Origin of the sequence: Polynucleobacter sp. QLW-P1DATA-2 (genome assembly GCF_001870365.1) — a bacterium.
GTDB lineage: Bacteria > Pseudomonadota > Gammaproteobacteria > Burkholderiales > Burkholderiaceae > Polynucleobacter.
Genome location: NZ_LZMQ01000003.1, coordinates 1,176,515 through 1,195,810, shown reverse-complemented (window position 1 = coordinate 1,195,810; position 19,296 = coordinate 1,176,515). Strand labels below are relative to the sequence as shown.

Annotated in this window: 19 protein-coding genes; 10 read left to right on the top strand and 9 right to left on the bottom strand. The window is 45.2% G+C overall.

Annotated elements, in window-relative coordinates; all coding sequences use genetic code 11:
* The first annotated feature begins 76 nt into the window (after positions 1-76).
* From A9236_RS11460 to A9236_RS08775, 3 genes are all read left to right on the top strand, one after another.
* A complete protein-coding gene (locus A9236_RS11460; RefSeq protein WP_236639034.1) occupies positions 77-427 on the top strand; it encodes a c-type cytochrome in 351 nt (116 codons plus the stop codon).
* An 8-nt stretch (positions 428-435) separates the two neighbouring features.
* The gene (locus tag A9236_RS08780; RefSeq protein ID WP_071465000.1) at positions 436-1,710 is read left to right on the top strand and encodes an NAD(P)/FAD-dependent oxidoreductase; all 1,275 of its coding nucleotides are present in this window, start codon (positions 436-438) and stop codon (positions 1,708-1,710) included.
* A 106-nt stretch (positions 1,711-1,816) separates the two neighbouring features.
* A complete protein-coding gene (locus A9236_RS08775) occupies positions 1,817-2,275 on the top strand; it encodes a phosphate-starvation-inducible protein PsiE (protein ID WP_143070603.1) in 459 nt (152 codons plus the stop codon).
* A gap of 12 nt (positions 2,276-2,287) precedes the next feature.
* Here the strand turns inward: A9236_RS08775 and A9236_RS08770 are convergent, their stop codons facing one another.
* Positions 2,288-3,727 carry a TAXI family TRAP transporter solute-binding subunit gene (locus tag A9236_RS08770; protein ID WP_071464999.1) on the bottom strand — a complete coding sequence of 480 codons (1,440 nt, stop codon included), beginning with the start codon at positions 3,725-3,727 and terminating at the stop codon, positions 2,288-2,290.
* A gap of 81 nt (positions 3,728-3,808) precedes the next feature.
* Between A9236_RS08770 and A9236_RS08765 the strand changes: the two genes are divergently transcribed.
* The gene (locus A9236_RS08765) at positions 3,809-4,510 is read left to right on the top strand and encodes a pirin family protein (RefSeq protein WP_071464998.1); all 702 of its coding nucleotides are present in this window, start codon (positions 3,809-3,811) and stop codon (positions 4,508-4,510) included.
* Between the two features lie 25 nt (positions 4,511-4,535).
* Here the strand turns inward: A9236_RS08765 and A9236_RS08760 are convergent, their stop codons facing one another.
* The 4 genes from A9236_RS08760 to A9236_RS08745 are packed head-to-tail and all read right to left on the bottom strand — an operon-like array spanning position 4,536 to position 8,251.
* Positions 4,536-5,507: a tripartite tricarboxylate transporter substrate binding protein gene (locus A9236_RS08760; RefSeq protein ID WP_071467847.1), complete on the bottom strand. Its 972-nt coding sequence runs from the start codon at positions 5,505-5,507 to the stop codon at positions 4,536-4,538.
* A 19-nt stretch (positions 5,508-5,526) separates the two neighbouring features.
* Positions 5,527-6,576: an Ldh family oxidoreductase gene (locus tag A9236_RS08755; protein ID WP_071464996.1), complete on the bottom strand. Its 1,050-nt coding sequence runs from the start codon at positions 6,574-6,576 to the stop codon at positions 5,527-5,529.
* Positions 6,577-6,582: 6 nt separating this feature from the next.
* A complete protein-coding gene (locus A9236_RS08750; protein ID WP_143070602.1) occupies positions 6,583-7,305 on the bottom strand; it encodes a GntR family transcriptional regulator in 723 nt (240 codons plus the stop codon).
* Positions 7,306-7,318: 13 nt separating this feature from the next.
* The gene (locus A9236_RS08745; protein WP_071464994.1) at positions 7,319-8,251 is read right to left on the bottom strand and encodes an SMP-30/gluconolactonase/LRE family protein; all 933 of its coding nucleotides are present in this window, start codon (positions 8,249-8,251) and stop codon (positions 7,319-7,321) included.
* A gap of 142 nt (positions 8,252-8,393) precedes the next feature.
* Here A9236_RS08745 and A9236_RS08740 point away from each other — a divergent pair, with 142 nt between their 5' ends.
* Positions 8,394-9,329 carry a 3-hydroxyacyl-CoA dehydrogenase family protein gene (locus A9236_RS08740; RefSeq protein WP_071464993.1) on the top strand — a complete coding sequence of 312 codons (936 nt, stop codon included), beginning with the start codon at positions 8,394-8,396 and terminating at the stop codon, positions 9,327-9,329.
* Here A9236_RS08740 and A9236_RS08735 read toward each other — a convergent pair.
* The gene (locus A9236_RS08735) at positions 9,316-10,461 is read right to left on the bottom strand and encodes a mandelate racemase/muconate lactonizing enzyme family protein (RefSeq protein WP_071467846.1); all 1,146 of its coding nucleotides are present in this window, start codon (positions 10,459-10,461) and stop codon (positions 9,316-9,318) included. The genes A9236_RS08740 and A9236_RS08735 overlap by 14 nt on opposite strands.
* Positions 10,462-10,524: 63 nt before the next feature.
* On the opposite strand from A9236_RS08735, the gene A9236_RS08730 reads away from it, so the two are divergent.
* Genes A9236_RS08730 through A9236_RS08715 form a run of 4 tightly spaced genes read left to right on the top strand, consistent with a single transcriptional unit; the run spans position 10,525 to position 14,424 of the window.
* Positions 10,525-11,487: a tripartite tricarboxylate transporter substrate binding protein gene (locus A9236_RS08730; RefSeq protein WP_071464991.1), complete on the top strand. Its 963-nt coding sequence runs from the start codon at positions 10,525-10,527 to the stop codon at positions 11,485-11,487.
* Positions 11,488-11,513: 26 nt separating this feature from the next.
* Positions 11,514-13,061, top strand: coding sequence for a UxaA family hydrolase (locus A9236_RS08725; RefSeq protein WP_071464990.1), 1,548 nt, complete (start codon positions 11,514-11,516; stop codon positions 13,059-13,061).
* 48 nt (positions 13,062-13,109) lie between these two features.
* Positions 13,110-14,099 carry a DnaJ C-terminal domain-containing protein gene (locus A9236_RS08720; RefSeq protein ID WP_071467845.1) on the top strand — a complete coding sequence of 330 codons (990 nt, stop codon included), beginning with the start codon at positions 13,110-13,112 and terminating at the stop codon, positions 14,097-14,099.
* Between the two features lie 4 nt (positions 14,100-14,103).
* Positions 14,104-14,424 carry a chaperone modulator CbpM gene (locus A9236_RS08715; RefSeq protein ID WP_071467844.1) on the top strand — a complete coding sequence of 107 codons (321 nt, stop codon included), beginning with the start codon at positions 14,104-14,106 and terminating at the stop codon, positions 14,422-14,424.
* A gap of 11 nt (positions 14,425-14,435) precedes the next feature.
* Here the strand turns inward: A9236_RS08715 and A9236_RS08710 are convergent, their stop codons facing one another.
* Complete coding sequence (locus A9236_RS08710; protein ID WP_071467843.1) at positions 14,436-16,364, bottom strand: ATP-binding cassette domain-containing protein; 1,929 nt, start codon at positions 16,362-16,364, stop codon at positions 14,436-14,438.
* A 67-nt stretch (positions 16,365-16,431) separates the two neighbouring features.
* On the opposite strand from A9236_RS08710, the gene A9236_RS08705 reads away from it, so the two are divergent.
* Entirely contained in the window at positions 16,432-17,028 is a 597-nt protein-coding gene (locus A9236_RS08705) for an AAA family ATPase (protein ID WP_071467842.1), read from the top strand.
* A 48-nt stretch (positions 17,029-17,076) separates the two neighbouring features.
* Here A9236_RS08705 and A9236_RS08700 read toward each other — a convergent pair whose 3' ends face one another.
* Positions 17,077-17,712 carry an OmpW family protein gene (locus A9236_RS08700; protein WP_071467841.1) on the bottom strand — a complete coding sequence of 212 codons (636 nt, stop codon included), beginning with the start codon at positions 17,710-17,712 and terminating at the stop codon, positions 17,077-17,079.
* 167 nt (positions 17,713-17,879) lie between these two features.
* A complete protein-coding gene (gene hemN, locus A9236_RS08695) occupies positions 17,880-19,295 on the bottom strand; it encodes an oxygen-independent coproporphyrinogen III oxidase (protein ID WP_071464984.1) in 1,416 nt (471 codons plus the stop codon).
* Between the last annotated feature and the right edge of the window lies 1 nt (position 19,296).

Here is a 19,296-nt window from a genome sequence, read left to right as displayed (position 1 = left end):
AAACCCACCTTTTTGATACTTCTTGTTTAAGATAGAGTGAGCATAGTATTTACAGACAGTGGTGTAACAAAATAGGATGAAGATGATTTTTTTGCAAGTAAGACGGATCCGGCAGACCATAGCCACTTGCCTTTTCAGCAGCCTATGTGCCTTTGCCACTCTATGTCACTCCCAGTCTCCCCAGGCTATTACGCTCTATCAGCGCAGTCTTGCAGCAACCTGCGCAAATTGTCATGGCACTAATGGCAAAGGCGTTGTGGACGGAGGTATGCCCTTAATTAACAACATCACTAGCGAGCAAATGCTAGCTCAACTCAAGGCTTATAAGTCTGGGGCTCTTGAGGGCACAATCATGCCCCAACTAATGCGGGGCTATTCTGAAGAGCAAATCGAAATCATCGCCCAGCAACTCGGCAAAAAAGAATAAAGGGCATCATGAATCGTCGACATTTCATTGGACAGGGTGCTGCTGCTCTAGGCTTACTATCTGGCTTTTCAACTCAAGCGCGCGCGAATATACCCAAGGCAGAAATCTTAGTCATTGGCGGTGGTTATGGCGGAGCAACAGCTGCCAAATACCTGCGCCTTTTCTCAAATAACACGGCCAAGGTTACCTTAATAGAACCAAATGCCGCCTTTATATCGTGCCCTCTCTCCAATCTCGTTGTTGGAGGATCGCGTACGCTGGCTGATATCACTATTCCGTATAGCAATCTGAGCAAACTTCACGGCATTAACATTATTCAGGACAGCGCTATAAAGATTGATGCCCATCGAAAGCTAGTGGAACTTGGCAATGGAAAGACACTCTCTTATGACAAATTAGTGCTCTCCCCCGGTATCAGCATGCTAACCAACTCCATTGAAGGTCTTGCACAAGCGAATAGGCAAGGTGCTACTTTACAAGCCTGGAAAGCGGGACCTGAAACTGTTGCGCTTTATCAACAATTGAAGGCGATGCGTGATGGTGGAACCTTCATTCTTAGCATTCCTGAAGCGCCCTTTCGGTGCCCCAGCGCACCCTATGAGAGGGCCTGTCAAGTGGCAAATTATTTCAAGCAACACAAGCCGAAATCAACCGTATTGATCCTCGATGCTAACCAGGATGTATTGACCAAGGCTGCTTTATTTAAAAAGGTCTGGGCTGAACAATACGCTGGAATTATTAAATACCTCCCCCAATACAATGTGATTGCAGTAGATGCAAAGACTAAAACTGTGAAGTTTGAAATCCAAGATCAAATACAGGGAGATGTTTTAAATATATTGCCTGCTATGAGTGCAGGTGAGATTGCAGTCAAAACTGGTCTGGCCAACTCTAATGGTCGCTGGGTAAACGTGAACTTTCTGAACTTCGAATCTACTGCACAAAAAGATATTCACGTCTTGGGAGATTCAATTCAGGTAGCAAATGCAATGCCAAAATCTGGGCATATGGCCAATCAACAAGCCAAAGTTGCAGCAGCGGCTATCGTTGCCGAACTTAATGATTGGGAAATTAATCCCTCACCTGTTTTAACCAATGCGTGCTACAGCTTCGTCAATGCCACGGATGTTATCCACGTTGATAGCGTTCACCAATACATCACTGCTGAGAAAACCTTCAAGCCCGTCCACGGATCTGGCGGGGTGTCACCAGGGCCTAGTGCGCTTGAAGGTATTTATGCATGGGGGTGGGCGCACAATATCTGGGCGGACTCCCTGGGTTGACGAAAGTCAACTCTTGCAAAAAAAGAGGCCTTTGCGCCTCTTTTTTGATTTACTTCTCCGAATTGAGAAATATACTGAGATCCATCAATAGAACGCTGGAGGCTTTATGAGTATGACCCCTACCTCACCAAAAGATGCCACTAAGCTAGAAGACGCCATTGAAAAGTGGACAGTCCCCATTGGCAACTTATTTGTTTCTCTGTTTCATCGTATCGCCCTATTTGGAATTGGCGCTGCCACCGTATGGTCAGCAGCCGTTGCATTCTTAGGAATGGTCAGCAAGGGCTCAGCCTCAATTGAAGATTTATTGCTGCTATTTATCTACTTAGAGATTGGTGCCATGGTGGGCATTTATTTCAAGACCAATCACATGCCTGTGCGCTTCTTGATCTATGTTGCCATCACAGCAGTTACCCGCTTGATTATCGATCTCGTAAATACCAAGCATGAGGCAGACATGGCCATTTTGTTCATGGGCATCACTATTCTCATTTTGGCATTAGCCAATGCAGTAGTGCGTTACGCGTCCTTCAAGTTCCCTAGTAGAAATAACGATAATGAATAAAAAAGTCTGGTTTTAAAGGTCGGGGTCAACACCGTCAGTGTATTGATAGGGCTGAGGCTCTTCATTCGATTGATAAGGGTGCATTCCTCGATTTAAACAGTTGCGCACGTAATCAATACTAGTGCGCAAGGCGTAGTAGTCACCCGCCAGGCGCTTAGAGACTTGAATGTTCAAAGCCTGATATTCCAGCAGATCGAGCTTCTTTAAATAATCATCGCGTTTCTCAGCAGAAAAGCCCATTAATAAATCTTGTTCGTATGTTTTCAACGTTCCATATAGGCGGTTGATTTTGTTATACATCAAGCGCATGCGGTAGCTTGGCAGTACCCGCAATACAGGGTAAGCAAGCACACAGAATGGCAACAATACAAAGAGTAGACGGCTAATAAATTCAGCTGCCCAAAATGGGAAATACGCGGAGAGTAAGGGGTAATTATTTTTCTCGTAGTGAACCGCTACTGGACTCTCTGGAAAAAGAGAATCTTTGAAGGAGGGGAATTCACCTCTATGTGCAAAGAAAGAAGCCTTGCCATTGATCTCTCTAGCAGCCTCAAGAAATAAAAATTGGATCGCTGGATGCATACGATCGTCAATTAATAAATTCGTGGAAGTGGCCAATAACTTGATATCTTCACTCGGAAAGTTACGCCCTAAGTCAAAAGCGCCCTCAGGCACATCTAAAATATGATAGAAAGGAATACGCTTGGCATAAGCAGCTGCACGCCTGAAGGTCACCAAATGAATCTTGGGATCATTGAGCAACTCCTGAACGTTGGGTGCCTCAAAGGCATCTACGATAAAGGTTCCGTCGATCTCACCCCGTTGCAAAGCTTTAACAGCCTGCTCTCCAGGCAAGTGAACCAATTGCAGGCCTGCTTTATCCATTCCTGACGCAGTCAGAATATGGATCGCTTGCTCATGGGTTCCGCTACCTTTTATCCCAACAGAAATTTTACGATTTGAAAAATATTTCGCATGTTGATTAACAATTGAAAAATCACTCTGCGGTAATTCAGGTCCGTTATAGAAAAACCAAATCGGGTCATACCCAATTGAACCTAATGACTGAATGCCGCTAACATCTTTTGGGTGTCCAACACCAGCCTGTACAAATGCAGCCTGAATTGGATCTTTACGGTCGCTTAAGCGGGCAATATTTTCTTCGGCTCCCATGGAGGGCACAAGCTCAAGCACAACGCCCTTCTTCGCAAAGAATTCTGCATATTTTTTACCGAGCTCCTCATAGGACCCACCAGGCGATCCAGTAGCCATCAGCACATGTCTTGGTGGCGGTGGATCAGCATACCACCAGATTCCCATCAAAATCACAAGCAATAAAGCCAATAGCGGCCAAGCTTCCTTCAAAAATTGAACGAAGTCCCCCCAGTTCTCCCGAGCGGTCTCAGAAATTCCTAAAAAGGTTTCTTGCGTATTCTGCTTAAAGCTTCCCATGCGCTACCAGTTGGCAAATATCGTAAAAGCTAATGATAATGTCCTTATTCCTAACTTAACGATATAAACGGCGCTAAATACATGCTATTTCTCAGAAAATCCCAAGATAGAGGCTACGCAGACCATGGCTGGCTCAAGAGCTTTCACTCCTTCTCCTTTGCTGGGTACCACGACCCTCGTTTTATGGGCTGGGGGAATCTACGAGTGATCAATGAGGATCGCGTCGCACCAGGAATGGGGTTTGGCAAACATAGTCATCGGAACATGGAGATCATTAGCTATGTTCTATCCGGAGAATTGGCGCATGAAGATAGCATGGGCAATGTCAAAGGTATTCCGCCAGGAGATGTGCAACGCATGAGTGCAGGCACCGGCGTAACCCACAGCGAATTCAATCATGCAAAAGATCAAACAACCCATTTCTTGCAAATTTGGATTGAACCGAATGCCTTAGAAATCACGCCTGGCTATGAACAGAAAACCATTCCGCCAGCAAACAAGCAAGGAAAGCTTTGTTTGGTGGCCTCGCCTAATGGTCAGGATGGCTCAGTTAGTATGACTGCGGATGCGAAGATGTATGCGGGCCTCTTTGATGGCAATCAAGCGGCTTCACTGTCATTAAATCCAAAGCGCAAAGCGTATGTTCATTTGATTCAAGGCTCGCTCAGCGTCAATGGCCAAGACTTAAATGCTGGAGATGCGCTATTAATTCAAGATGAATCTCAAATAGATATCGCCAATGGAAAAAGCGCTGAAGTCTTGGTATTTGACCTCAGCGCCTAAGCATTTTCTTAATCGATTTTGAAAATTAATCTAGCTTAATCTTTGCCTTTTCCATAACCACCTTCCACCGAGCAATATCGGAGAAGTAGAGATCTGAGAACTGCTGGGTATTCATCGGGGCAATTTGAACGCCCGCCTTTTGAAAACGCTCTTTCATCTCTGGTGTTTCTAAGATTTTCAGAGTGGCAGCGTTCAGTTGCTTAACGATGGCAGGTGAAGTGCCCGCTGCAACAAAGATCCCTTGCCACAAGGCCATCTCATAACCTTTCACGCCAGCCTCCTGAATCGTCACTAATTCAGGCGCGCCACTAAAGCGCCCCTTACTAGTAACCGCCAAGCCTCTGACCTTATCGCCTTTATACAAAGGAAGACCGACCGGCATACCAGCAAAGTAAAAATCAATCTGTCCACCCATTAAATCAGTCGCGGCTGGAGCCCCACCCTTATATGGAACGTGAATAGCCTGTAAGCCAGTAGTAGCCAAAAATAATTCACCCGCCATATGATCTGAGTTACCAATTCCAGAAGATCCAAAGCTGAACTTCCCGGGGTCCGCCTTTAACATAGCAATCAGGTCTGCCACTGACTTGGCTGGTGAATTGTTATTCACAATCAATATGTGCGGTGTAGCAGCCACTCCTACTACAGGAAGCAAATCTTTTTGACCATTAAATGGCAACTTTGGATTAGCTGCCACGTTAATTGCTAAGCCATTTTGTGCAAATAAGATGGTGTAACCATCGGGATTGCTTTTAGCAACAGCCTCGGCAGCCAAGCTACCTGCAGCACCACCGCGATTCTCAACAATAATCGGTTGCTTCAGAGCAATACTGAGATCATTGGCAATCATTCTGCCAACAATATCCGTTGAGCTGCCTGGTGCATAGCCAATCATCATCTTGATGGGCTTATCTGGGTATGCAGCCAAGGCTGAACCCATTAATACTGGGACCACTACAACACTTATTGCTATGTTTTTTATTAATTTTTTAAACATATTGTCTCCTCCAGTAATTCTATAAATTCAATGGCGCTATGCCACACTCCTTAGCGCAAGTATTTAATGCCTCAAGCAGTTCGGGGGCTACAGGAATTCCTGAAGCCATTCTCTCCGCCATTTTCTTTGCTGCACCCTCACCTGGTACACGAATTTCTTTAACACCAGGAAGGGTTGATGAATTTTTCAAGTCATTTACCAAAGCAATGACGCGCTTTACAAACTCTTCTTTATCACCAAATGCACTTGGATCAACCGCAATGATGGTTTGACCTGTATTAGTAATCAGATCATGATGCGCATTGAAATCAATAGTTCCTTTACCAACCGCTGCATTATTGAGAGCACCAGCAAGTAAACCAATCATCACTGCTAAGCCATAACCTTTGTAACCACCAATCGGCAATAAGGAGCCTTCAGCCGATCTCTTTGGATCGGTAATCGGTTTTCCCTGTCGATCAATCATCCAATCATCAGGAATAGACTCCCCCTTCTGAGCTGCTACCTTGACTTTTCCATAGGCGGCTACTGTCGTGGCGATATCCAAGAGCACTATCGGATCATCGCCCGCAGGAACGGCAATCGCAATAGGATTGGTAGATAACAATAAATCGATTCCACCCCAAGGGGCCATGTGGTTTGCATTACCTACGGCCATATAGATGCCGATGTAACCCCTCTCAGCCAACTTACGGACATACACTGATGCTGCACCGGAATGGTTGCCATAATGACTTCCAATCCAGCACACGCTATGTTGTTTTACTTTTTCGATCGCTAAATCTACCGCTCTATTCATAACCAGATGACCTAGAGCGTTATCACCATTAATCAGCGCTGTTGCACCCTGCTCACGTTCAATATGAATATTGGGGTTGAGATTGACGCCGCCTGCACGAATCCTTTTTAAGTACGCTGGTAAGCGAAAGATGCCATGCCCATCAGCGCCAACCAAGTCAGACTGCACCATTAAATTTGCAATGATGTTCGCATCGGCAGCTGGAACCTTTTCGGATTGAAGTGCGTTTGATATAAACGCTTCAGCTTGGGCGATAGATAAATATTTCATCGTGAGTTAGACCTCGGAGCTCGCTTTAAATTCCATGCTGTATACATATTTATTTTCAGGGTGATGGGTTACCGTAGTCTCAAAGAGCTTATCTTGGTCATCAAAATAGCGACGCACAATCACCAAGCAAGAATCGTGAGGTCCAAGATTTAACTTAGCAGCAATTTTTGCTGATGCAGGAGCCGCATACACATCTACTTCCGCCCTCTCAATTCTGGCGCCGTATTTTTTCTCGATTTGCTCGTAGACCATCACCTGAGTATGCTCCGGATCTTTTGTCAGCGAAGCAAACTGCGGCAAGATATAGATATCAGTCCAAGCAATTACATCCTCAGACTCTTGGCGCTTACGCATCCCCCCAATGTGATACCAAGAAGATCCTACTGGGGCACCAACCATTTGACTCAGGGGTTGATCTAACTCAATAAACTCCTCAATCATATTGATACGATAAGTATCTCGTGAGTAACTCAAGATATCAATTGGCGAGTTGAAACTCTGCGTGAAACGCCTTAAGCGCTGCCTTGAAACTACTTGTGTTGGCGCGCCTTGGCGACGGAAGATCAAACCATTAGACTCCAGAATCTGCAGCGCGTGCCGCAAAGTGTGCCTACTGGAGTGAAAACTTTTGCATAGATCTGCCTCTGCAGGCAAGACTGAACCAACAGGCCAATCGCCGTTATAAATGTGCTGCTCTAGCGCATTAGCTAGAGTCTTATATAACGGCAATCGGTCTGCCAACTTAGGACTGTCCAAACATCTTCTTACCAGCGACAGGAAGGCGTGCCTTCAAGATATCGCCAGATAAAGATTCGGTGATGTACAAATCTTTTCCATCAGCACCACCAAAGCACATATTAGCCAAATGATGATGATGTGGATTTTCAGAGTAGATCAAATGGGTTGGGAGCATATTGTTATCAAATCTCCAGATACCGATACCCAAATGGCAAACCAACAATCCATTTTCTGAGTCCATTTCAATACCATCTGGACCTGCTACACCGCCAGTTAACTGAATAGCTACGCCAGTCTTAGACACAGAGCCATCAGCCATCAATGGCAATCTCCAAATTTGCTGTGATCTTGTAGCTGCAACAAAAACATGCTTTTCTTGAGTATTCAAGGTAATACCATTTGGACTGGGTACATTCAGTGCCAAGCGATCTAATTGGCCATTGGCGCGCAAGCGAAATACACGGCCAGTAGGATCGGCAATACCAGTTTGTCCTTGGTCCGTGAAATACAAATCGCCATTAGAAGCAAAGTGTAAATCGTTAAGACCTTTGAAGTTCTCGCTATACATAGAACCCAAGATGGTTTCAATCTTTCCAGTCTTTGGATCCAAAGCAAGCAAGCCCGCTTTGTAGTCACAAATAAAGGCACGACCATCTTTATGAAACTTCATGCCGTTTGGCCAGCCATCATATTGAGTAATCAGTTCCCACTCACCCTTAGTATCAATACGGAAAATACGGCCAAAAGGAATATCAACGAACCATAAGTTTCCTTCGCGATCAAAGGATGGACCTTCTAAAAAACACTCTACTTCAGCGCCCTGGCGGTTTGGATCAGACCAGCCGGTGCGAGATTTTTTTCTAAATTTCTCAGGCATGGTTGAGAAAACTTCAGTTTTGATTTTTTCAACTGGCTGGAAGGGGTTATGCATGGTCATAAATCAGTCTCCTGGGATAAGTTATACGGATAAGTAAGTTTTATTATTTAACTATTAAACCACAAATAATGATAATCTTACGTGCTTATTGATCTGAATCGATCATCCATTATTTTTACTTAACCGTATAGGTTTATAAAACATGAAATCAGTTGCAGTTATTGGAACCGGAATCATGGGCGCTGGCATTGCTGCAGGCTTTATCGCCCAAAACATACCCGTAGTGATATTGGGTCGATCCAAAGAAAAGGCTGAAGCCTGCTTGGATAAAGCCATTGGTCTCGCAAAGAAAATTGACGTGGTAGGAGACAATGCCACCAAAGAAGAAGCTGACATTAAGAAACAGCAATTCGTTGGCATATTAGAAGATTGGCAAGACTGGAATCAATGCTCATGGGTCATCGAGACCGTGGCAGAGAACTTAGAACTCAAAAAAGAAGTATTTCAGTATCTTGATCAAGTTGTACCGGCAGATATTCCCATTGGAAGCAACAGCTCTGGCTTCCCAATTAGCAAAATTGCAGAGGGACTGAAAACTGCCAATCGCATGATGGGCGCACACTACTTCATGCCTGCTGAAGTAGTTCCTCTAGTAGAGATTGTCATGGGTCAAAAGACTGAGCTCAAATATGCTGAGCAAGCTTGCGAGCTATATAGAGCCATTGATAAAAAACCAGTGCTGGTTAAAAAAGATATCCCCGGATTTTTAGCTAACCGCATTCAACATGCCTTGATGAGAGAGGCACTCTCACTAGTTCAAGAGGGAATTGCGACTCCTGCAGATATTGATGATGCCGTGAGATATAGCTTTGGTTTTCGCTATGCTGCTGTAGGCCCAATGACCCAAAAGGAAATTTCTGGTTGGGATGGCATGGCTAATGCTGCTAAAGAGATCTATCCATCGCTTTCGAATATCACTACCCTGCCGCCAAAAGTGCTGCAACTCATGGCTGACGGAAAAACGGGCATGAAAGCAGGTGAAGGTTTTAGAAAGTGGACCCCAGAAGAAATTAAAACGGTTTCAGATTCCTATTCTCGTAGATTAAAAGCAGCTTTCGACGTGCTTAATATTGAGTGATTGAATAACCTTGGGCTATAGCATCTTTCACGCGATCCAAGTTTGGTGTCACGCCAACGCCCACTGGGTTCAATTGGGTGATATCAAGATGGCCATGCTTTGCGCTTAATGGTCTATCACAGATATCAAACTGTAGATATTGATTTGACATGCTAAATCCCCAAGGAACATTGCCAATAGCAAAGCCAATCGAAGCTGTAGCAGCTCCCGATAGTGATGTTTCTGCAACCTTGCAAGCTAAATTCACACTCAAATCATGGCTTTGCAATATTTGCGCGCAATTCCAAGCCTCCAGTATGCCTCCAGTCTTAATGAGTTTTAAGCTAGCACCGTCTAGAGCATTCGCCTCCATGAACTCCTCAATCTCATTAGATCCGTGGATAGATTCATCTAATCCTATAGGAATGGGAGAGCGTTGCTTGAGCAAAACAAAATCCGTTAAAGCTGAATTGGCATTAATTAATTGTTCTGCAAATGACAATTTAGTAGCCTGTGAAGATCTGCAAAACTGTATGGCATTGTCCAAAGACATCGCTCCGTTTGCATCTACAGATACGACATCACCCTCAAGTAAATTAGTCAGCACTTGGACGCGATGCAAATCCTCTTCAAGCGATAAAGAGCCAATCTTGATCTTCCAATGCTTAAAGCCAGCCTCGCGAAAGGATTTAGCATCAGCTATTTCCTTGTCTAGGGTACCGCCAAGCATACGCAACAAAGGAATTTCAGTGGTCGCAGAGCCTTTAGTCTGGTTGTTAAGGGTGCGTAGATACTCCCATAAAGAAATTGATTCTTTCTGGGTATACAAATCGAGCAATGCCATCTGCAGGCAAGATTTTGCTGAGGGGTTGTCATACAGAATGCCATCACAAGTGCTGGAAAAATGCTTGGGATCATTCCATTCAATAGCGCGTGCCTTTTCAACTAAATATCTTAGGCTTCCAACCAGGCTATCCAAAGTTTCACCTGTCATGAGTGGCGCAGTAGAGGCCTCACCCCACCCTTGGCGACCTTGCTCATCAGTTAGGCAAAGTAACACTGTTTTGGCATCCGTAATGAACTCTTTTGCCATCTTGATTGGCTCAATAAGCGGGATTGAAAGAGGAAAGATGCTTGCCTGAGTAATTTTCATTTTTACAAAGTATTGAAATCGAAATTAAATAAGAATAATGATGCAGAATAAGGAGAACATTACATGAGAAAAATATTTTTGGCATTGTCGCTTGTCAGCACCTGCCTTGCTGTAAGCGCACAAGCTCAAAACTATCCCACTCAGCCTATTAAGCTGATTGTCCCATTTGCCGCTGGAGGCCCCTCTGATGTATTGGCTAGAGGCTTCGCTCCGAAACTAGGAGACACTCTTGGCCAGCCCATCATTATTGATAATAAGCCTGGGGCTGGCGCTAACCTAGCTGCAGAATATGTTGCCAATGCCAAGCCTGATGGCTACACCCTCTTTCTCATGATGGTCGGCACCCAAGCAATCAATGAAACCTTATACAAAAAACTAAACTACAACCTCATTAAGGACTTTGCGCCAGTCAGCTTGGTTGCATCGTCATCACTCTTATTTGTTGCTACTCCTTCTGCGCCATTCAAGACTATTCCTGAGTTGATTACTTACGCCAAAGCCAATCCTAATAAAGTCAGCTTTGCCTCATCAGGATCAGGTACACCACTTCACCTAGGTGGCGAACTCTTTAATACCCAGGCGGGCACAGATATTCTTCACGTTCCTTACAAAGGTGCTGCACCAGCATTAACCGATGTTCTTGGTGGCCAAATTGACACTGCCCTCGTTGGCACGCCAGCCGCTTTGCCTTATGTTCGTTCTGGAAAATTAATTCCTTTAGGCATCACTAGCCTCAAGCGCTCGCCTAATGCTCCAGAGATTCCTGCAATCTCGGAATATTTACCAAAATATGAAGTTGAGCTTGTCTATGCGATTGTTGCGCCAGCCAATACGCCAAAAGCGATTATTGATAAACTCAATTCACAACTCATTAATGTATTAAATAATCCAGAAATCAAAGGGCAAATCAACAGCAAAGGCTTTGAAGTAGCTACGAGCACCCCAGCTCAACTCGGGGAGTACATCAAATCCGAAGTAGCTAAGTGGCGCCCCATTGTCAAAAAATCTGGTGCAACTGCCGAATAATCAAACTATCTATACGAAAGAAATCCATGATTGAAATCTCCGAAAAACGCTTAATAGGTCCGATCATTCGCCTGCATCCGAATGACAACATTGTGGTTGCACGTGTTGATGTTGGTATTGGCACGGAAGTGCCTAGTGAAAATTTCACCAGTCGTAGCCAAGTTCCGGCTGGATACAAAATTGCCACGAAGAAGATTCTCAAAGGTGAACCGATCCTAAAGTACAACGTAACCGTCGGTTTTGCCAATGTCGATATTGAGCCAGGCACCATGGTTCATAGCCACAATACCGAGTTTCGCGAATTTGATCGTGACTACGCTTATTCAAGCGAATTCAAGCCAACCCAAATGTTGCCAGAGTCAGAGCGCGCCACATTCCAGGGCTATGTGAGACCCAACGGCAAAGTAGGCACACGAAACTTTATTGGCATTCTGTCCACCGTGAACTGCTCAGCGACAGTTGTAAACAAGATTGCTGATTGGTTTACTCCAGAAAGATTAAAAGATTTTCCGAATGTGGATGGCGTAGTGGCATTTAGTCACGATATCGGTTGCGGCATGGAAATGAGTGGTGAGCCAATGCAATTGCTTCGCCGTACTATGGCTGGTTATGCTCGCCACCCTAACCTAGCTGCAGCACTCATCGTTGGCTTGGGTTGCGAACGCAACCAACTTAAAGGCTTGATGGAACAAGAAGACCTTCAGGCAGGAACTAACTTGCATACCTTCATCATGCAAGAGTCTGGCGGCACTCGCAAAACAATTGAAGCAGGTATTGAGGCGGTAAAAGCTTTATTGCCAGAAGCAAATAAAGCAAAGCGTGAGACTGTATCTGCAAGTCATCTGACTGTTGGCCTGCAATGCGGTGGCTCTGATGGCTTCTCTTCGATTACTGCTAACCCAGCGTTAGGTGCGGCAATTGATATTTTGTCTCGTCATGGCGGTACCGGAATTTTGTCTGAAACCCCAGAAATCTATGGTGTTGAACATACTCTCACCCGTCGTGCAGCTAGCAAAGAGATTGGTGAAAAACTCATCAAACGCATTCGTTGGTGGAAAGACGAATACTCCGTAGGTCGGGATGTTCAGATTAACGGTCAAGTTAGCCCCGGGAATCAAATTGGCGGCCTTGCCAATATCTTTGAAAAATCTTTAGGCTCTTCCATGAAAGGGGGCACTGGTCCACTCATGGAAGTCTACAAATATGCAGAGCCCGTCACCACAAAAGGTTTCGTATTTATGGATACCCCTGGCTTTGATCCAGTCTCTGCTACTGGTCAAATTGCAGGGGGAGCGAATTTAGTCGCCTTCACTACTGGCCGTGGATCCATGTTCGGCTCTAAGCCTGCACCCTGCATCAAGCTAGCTACCAATACCCCCATGTATCAACGACTTACTGAAGATATGGACATCAACTGCGGAGAGATTTTGGATGGCACCGTCTCCGTTCAGGAGATGGGTCAACGTATTTTTGAACTATTCCTTAGAACTGCCTCAGGCGAACCGTCCAAGAGCGAGCTTTTGGGTCTTGGGGATTATGAATTTGTACCCTGGCAAATTGGTGTGATGAGCTAATACGCCTGTAGAATTAATCCACCACGTATTCAGGATTAATACAGGCTTATGAAATTTAGGGATTACTACGAAACCCTCGGTGTTGCCCGTACGGCCACCGAGGCAGAAATCAAAGCGGCTTACCGCAAGCTAGCTCGCAAATATCACCCAGATGTCAATAAAGAAGTTGGTGCCGAAGAGCAATTCAAAGAACTTGGTGAAGCCTACGCGGTTTTAAAAGACACCGAGAAGCGCGCAGCTTACGATCGCTTTGGTGCTAACTGGAAAAATGGCCAGGACTTCACTCCTCCTCCAAACTGGAATGAAGGTTTTGAATACGCAGATGATGGCTATGGTGGTGGCCATCCTGGTTACGGCGGAGGCTTTGAAGGCGATCAAAGCGAATTCTTTGAATCTCTTTTTGGCAGAGGCAAACATCGTCAAGGCGGTCGAGGCAGTCAAGGTGGTCACACACGCCAGGGCATGAACTTCAAAGGCCAAGATCACCACGCCAAAATTTTGATTGATCTGGCGGATGCTTACAACGGCGCCAAACGCACAATTGCATTACATATGCCAACCCAGGATGCCAATGGACATGTCAGCACGCAAGAGCGCAAATTGGATGTGAGCATTCCAAAAGGAATTAAAGCGGGACAGAACCTTAGGCTCTCTGGTCAAGGTGGTCCTGGTGTTGGTGAGGGGCCTGCAGGCGATCTCTATCTCGAGATTGATTTCCATCCCAATTCGATTTATCGCATTGATGGCAAAGATGTGTACATTGATACTCCATTGGCGCCATGGGAAGCTGCACTAGGCACTTCAGTAAACGTACCTACGCCAGCAGGATCCACTTTAGAGCTCAAAATTCCAGCAGGCACGGTTGCAGGCCGCAAGATGCGTCTTAAAGGTAAAGGCATTCCCAGCGCAGAAGCCGGAGATCTCTACGTAGTTCCAACAATCGCCCTACCGCCCGCAGACACGGATACTCATAAAGAGGCTTATCAAAATTTTGAGAAAGCTTTTGATTTCAATCCTAGAACCCATTTGAAGGGATGATCCGATGACACAAACTAACATCACCAATATCGCCTGGATTGAAGGTAGCGTTGTTGAGAACGAGGTGCATATGAGTATTATTGAACTCTCACATGCGTCACGTACACCAGAAGACATGATCATGTCTTGGGTGACTGAAGGTGTTTTGAGTCCAACTGGATCTTCACCGCAAGACTGGCGCTTTGGCGGGGACTCTTTGAGAAGAGCGAAGACTGCCGCTCATCTCACTCATGATTTAGAGCTCAATGTACCTGGAGTTGCTCTTGCCTTGGACTTGCTTGATCAAATCGCTGAGTTGCGCGCCCACATCAAGCGTGGTGAGTAAATTCCAGGGGTTTAAGATTCGGAGCGGCTTAAGAGCTGCTCCCAACGCTGCAACTTCTGCTCTAACTGTTCGGTGATCTCACTTAAGCGTGCTTGCATGCTGGCGGCTAATTCTGGTTCATTCTTATAGAGGTTGGGATCGCTCATCGCAATACCAATATCCGCCTGCTCTGTTTCTAGACCCTCAATCGCTATGGGCAAAGTTTCGAGCTCTTGTCGCTCTTTGCCATTGAGTTTTTGCACCCCACTTTTTACTACTGGCTTTACTTCGACAATAGGCTCCACTTTTGCCTCGGCCTTAGCTTCCAGTTTGACAGTAGACTTTTGATTGGAATTTGCGGCACGAATTTTGTCAGAGCGGGCTTTCTGAATCTTCCAGTCCTCGTACCCACCCTCGTACTCACGCCAAAAACCATCGCCTTCATTGGCGATAATGCTGGTCACCACGTTATCCAAGAAGTAACGATCATGACTTACAAGGAACACAGTGCCTTTGTAGTCTTGTAATAATTGCTCAAGCAAATCAAGAGTATCGATGTCCAAGTCATTGGTTGGCTCATCTAGCACCAAGACATTTGCTGGTCTTGCAAATAAGCGCGCTAATAGCAAACGGTTACGCTCACCACCAGATAATGTACTCACAGGTGAATTGGTTCTCTCGGGAGCAAATAAGAAATCGCTCAAATAACTTTTGACGTGTTTCTTATTGCCGTTGATTTCAATCCACTCACTACCAGGGCTAATGTAATCCTCCAGCGAAGCATTGAGGTCCAAGCCCTCACGCATCTGGTCAAAGTAAGCTACTTCAATGCGCGTGCCCATAGTGGCAGTTCCAGAGTCTGGAGCGATCGTGCCAAGAATTAACTTCAGCAAAGTGGTTTTGCCTGCGCCATTCGGCCCCAGCAGTCCAACCTTGTCACCACGCAAAATAGTGGCCGTAAAATCTTTCACAATCGGCTTGCCATAAGACTTGCTTACGTTATCGAGCTCAGCAACAATCTTGCCACTGCGATCTCCAGCAGATACGGCGAGCTTCACTTGCCCCATCGCGTCTCTGCGCTCAGTACGACTAGCGCGAAGTTTTTCGAGGCGAGCTATCCGGGCTACGCTGCGAGTACGTCTCGCCTCAACCCCTTTCCGAATCCATACTTCCTCTTGAGCCAATAATTTATCTGCTCTTGCATTAGCTAGTGATTCAGCATTGAGTTCTTGGTCCTTCAGCACTTCATATTGAGTGAAGTTACCTGGGTAGCTACGCAAAATACCGCGATCGAGTTCGACGATTTGAGTGCAAACATTATCTAAGAAAGCTCGATCATGGGTGATCAAAATCACAGAGCCTTGATATTCCTTTAGAAGCTCTTCAAGCCATGCAATTGAATCTAAATCCAAGTGATTGGTTGGCTCATCTAACAATAGAACATCTGGCATTTCTACTAAAGCACGGGCCAGTGCCACTCGTTTTTTGGTTCCACCAGAAAGATTGCTAATTTTGATATCAGCATCTAAATGCAATCGATCCAGGGTTTCATGAACCCGTTGCTCCCAGTTCCAGCCGCTCAAAGCTTCAAGCTTTGACTGTACCTCATCCAAGCGATGGTGCGCGGCGTCATCCCACTCGCCCACACTCAGAGCCTCGTACTCCTCACGAAGAGCCTTGGCCTCTGCTACACCCTTAGAAACCGCTTCAAAGACGGTTTCTTCAGCCTCGAAGATAGGCTCTTGAGGAACATAAGAAATTCTCAGGCCCTGTTGATATTGCAACAGGCCATCATCCATTTTTTCAATACCAGCCAGGATCTTCAATAAGGAAGATTTGCCAGTGCCATTACGGCCAATAAGGCCAACACGTTCGCCAGATTCTAGAGAAAAAGCAGTGTTTGCGAGGAGGTCAACGTGGCCAAAAGCCAGTTTTGCATCAGTAAGTACGATTAAAGCCATGGCGACATTATCGTCACTTCGGCAAAAGAGGAGATATTTCTGCTGATTTCTGCGAGACTAGCCGTAAATGGTCTGCAAACTCACTCCCAGTGCACCCCGCCTGATCCTCTTTGCAGGGCATGCCGGGACTGGTAAATCCACCTTAGCCAAGAAGGCGTTACCTCTCATTATTGAGAAGACTGGGGAAGACTTCTTCTTTTTGGATAAAGATACCGTTTATGGGGCATATAGCGCCCATGTGATGCAACTCACCACCCAAAACCCTCATGATCGAGATAGCCCCTACTATCTCGAGAACCTGCGTGATTGGGAATACCAAGGGCTTATTGATATTGCGCGAGAGAACTTACTGCTTGGGGTAAACGTCATCTTGGTTGGGCCATTCTCAAAAGAAATTCAGAGTGGCAGAATGTTCAACCCAGAAGCATTAGGCATACCCCCACAAACCAGCATCTCTATTGCGTGGATAGATTTAGCCGAAGATGAGGCCAGATTGCGCATGCAAAAGCGGAATGACTCTAGAGATCAATGGAAGCTGACTCATTGGGATCAATATGCCAGGCGCAGAACAAATCCACCAGACCATTCTTTAATAAAGCGTTTTGACAATCTGAACTTCGATGAAGTCAACTTTGAAATGTATATAAACGCATTGCTCAAGTAAAAATAGAGCCCCTAAAGGGCTCTATCGTAAGACCTAAGAACTGAATTCTTAGAACTTGTATGTCACACCTACGGCCGGCATCCAAGGATTCAAAGTCAATTTTCCTAGATTTGCACCACCTGCAACTGCCTGAACATTGGTTGCCATGGTTGCGTATTTCACGTCAACGTTAAGACCCCAATTTTTGTCTAAGAAATAATCGGCGCCAACCTGGCCAACGGCACCAAAACTGGATGGCTGAACTTGCAGGCCCGCACCAGCACCATAAAAATTTTGACGATTACCGAAAATCGTATAGTTCACACCAGCACCAACATAAGGTTTAAAGGCACCCAAATCTGTGAAGTGATATTGCAGCAATAGCGATGGAGGAAGTGCACTAATTTTACCTACATTGGTATTGGCGCCAGTAGCAGTAATATTTACCTGCTGTGGCCAGGTTAACACTAGCTCAGTTGCGATATTTTTTGTAAAGAAATAGGAAATATCAAACTCAGGAATGACTTGATCCTTTGCTTTGATATTGGCTGTCTGAGCGATACCCGTTTGTCCATTATTCCAAAGGAGATCCACTGCACGAACACGAACCATCCAAGGATTTTCTTCAGCTGATTGTGCTTGGGATGCAATTGGAGCTAAGGAAGCTACTGCAGCCATTGCTGCTACTAGTGATTTAAGACGCATGGTGTTACCCCTTTTGTTATCAATTTCGATGGGTTCATTGTGAAATTGATACCTTGTGAGTCATTTGATATAAATCAAATGAATAGATGTTGTGATTTTTTTCTTGGCTTAAAAGCAACAGTGTTTTGCTGCTTATTTGATCTAGATCAAATGGCCTACAGATAAACCTAAAGGACCTTGGAGTAAGTGCCTTTTGCTTGGGACTCGCGCAAATGTCGATCAAAAGTCATAGCTACTCTTCTGGCTAATAGACGCCCCTTGATCGGCACATAAATGGCCTCCTCTTGCCATTCCAGAAGTCCCGCTTCTTCTAGGCCCTTAAGCTCTTCAATTTCTGTCTTGAAGTAATCAGAGAAATCAATCTGATGATCGTTCGCAAATGTTTTGGTATTTAGGGCAAATTGACACATGAGCTCACCAATTAATTCACGACGCAGTAAGTCATCCTTATCCAGCCTCAAACCCCTAAGAACTGGCAAATGCCCAGAATCAAGTGCCGCATAGTATTCATCTAAGGTACGAACATTTTGAGAGTAACAATCATCTACCTTACCGATAGAGGAAATTCCAAAGGCTAAGAGATCACACTCTGCCTGCGTTGAATACCCTTGAAAATTGCGATGTAACTTTCCTTCTTTTTGTGCAATGGCTAGTTCATCGTCAGGCTTTGCAAAGTGATCCATGCCAATAAACACATATCCCGCTTCATCTAAGCGCGTGATCGTATTTGACAAAATATCTAACTTATCAGCAGCTCGCGGTAGATCAGCCTCAGCAATACGGCGTTGTGGTTTAAAAATATGCGGCAAATGTGCATAGTTATATACCGACAGGCGATCTGGACTCATTGCTAAGACAATATCTACTGTTTCTTTAAAGGTTTCTGGAGTTTGCTTGGGAAGCCCATAGATTAAGTCGACACTACGTGACTTGAAGCCATACTTCCTAGACCAATCGATTACGGCTTGAGTCTCCTCAATCGTTTGAACACGATGCACAGCCTCTTGAACTGCCAGATTAAAGTCTTGAACACCAAGACTAATTCGGTTAAAGCCTAAGTCTGCAAGCAAAGCTATATCTTGCTCGGTAACGCGACGTGGATCAATCTCGATGGAATACTCACCGCCAGGCAATAAGTCAAAGTGCTCGCGGGTGTATTGCATCAATTCAATCATCTCTTCGTGCGACAAGAAGGTTGGTGTACCACCACCCCAATGTAACTGCGTAATGGGGATCTTTTTCTGCGCACCCATCGCGGCAGTGACCATTGCCATCTCTTTGGCTAGATACTTAATGTACTTTGCACTACGGCCATGATCTTTGGTAATGATCTTGTTACAGCCACAGTAATAACAAATATTTGGGCAAAACGGCAAATGAAAGTACAGCGATAAAGGCTCATTTACCTTTGCCACTCTTTTGAGCGCCTCTAAATAATCTGATTCGGAGAAGTCAGTATGAAATCGATCTGCACTTGGATAGGACGTGTAGCGTGGGCCATTGATATCAAACTTCTGTAGCAACTCTGGATGAAATAAAACTTCTTTTTCATCGGTTGGGCTATTTGATGCTACAGAGTTCATT